Here is a 1259-nt window from a genome sequence, read left to right on the forward strand (position 1 = left end):
AGCTGGTCGTGCAAACCATGTTCCGCGAGCATCCTGATGCCGACACCGAATTCATCAACGCAGTGTACCGTCTCGTAGAACTCAACGCGTCCGATCTTCATCTGGTGGTCGGTGACAACCCCATGCTGCGAGTCGATGGGCGACTCATGCCAGTGCCGGAAAGCCAAGTCTGGGATAAGGAGCGGACGTTGGCTGCGGTGCAGGTGATGACGACGGATGAGGAGTTGCAGCGGTTCGAGCAGGAGCTCGAGTTGGATGTGTCGTTCGCGATCGGGGATCTGGTCAGGTTCCGTGTGAACGTGTACCAGGATCGTAACGGCGTGTGCGCGGCGTTGCGTACGATCCCGTTGGAGATCAAGACGGTCACCCAGTTGGGCCTGGACCAGAGGATCGCGGACCTGGCGCTCCTGCCGCGCGGCCTGGTGCTGGTGTGCGGCCCGACGGGTTCGGGCAAGTCGACCACGCTGGCCGCGATCGTGGACAAGGCGAACGCGGAGCGGCACGACCATATCATCACGATCGAGGACCCGATCGAGTTCGTGCACCGGCACAAGAACTGCGTGGTCAGCCAGCGTGAGGTCGGCACGGACACGTTGAGTTTCGCGGAGGCGCTCAAGCACGCGTTGCGTGAGGACCCGGACATCATCATGGTGGGCGAGTTGCGTGATCTGGAGACGATCAGCACGGCGTTGACGGCCGTGGAGACCGGCCACTTGGTGTTCGCGACCCTGCACACGCAGGACGCGGGCTCGACGGTGGACCGTCTGATCGACGTGTACCCGGAGAACCAGCAGCAGCAGATCCGCGTGCAGGTCGCGTCCACGTTGCGGGCGGTGATCGTGCAGACGCTGCTGCCGAAGGCGAGCGGGCACGGGCGTGTCCCGGCGACCGAGGTGATGTACGCGACGCCGGCGATCAGCGCGTTGATCCGCGAGGGCAAGACGCATCAGGTGCGTACGCAGTTGCAGTCGGGCGGCGACCTGGGCATGCACACGCTGGACCAGGATCTGGCGCGGCTGGTCAACCGGGGCGACGTGCAGCTCGACATCGCCGAGAAACGCTGCCAGGACCGCAAGGAATTCGAGAAGCTCGTCCAGGCCCGCGCCGCCTACTGACCGCAAGCCGGGGGCCGACCCGGCCGGTGACAATCAGTCCTCCGGCCGAACGAATCACCCCCGGCCGAACGAATCGACCCAAGGCGACCCCGTCCCGATCCTACCGGCCGGTCATCCCCCTGTTTCTGCCGACGCTGAGACCCC

General features: G+C 65.1%; 1 protein-coding gene. It reads left to right on the top strand.

Annotated elements, in window-relative coordinates; translation table 11 throughout:
- Positions 1-1115: type IV pilus twitching motility protein PilT (locus tag CQR48_RS08945; protein WP_272867215.1), on the top strand; the 1115-nt coding region annotated here is incomplete at its 5' end.
- Positions 1116-1259: the final 144 nt, after the last annotated feature.

It is taken from the genome of Bifidobacterium thermophilum (assembly GCF_002846655.1).
GTDB lineage: Bacteria > Actinomycetota > Actinomycetes > Actinomycetales > Bifidobacteriaceae > Bifidobacterium > Bifidobacterium thermophilum.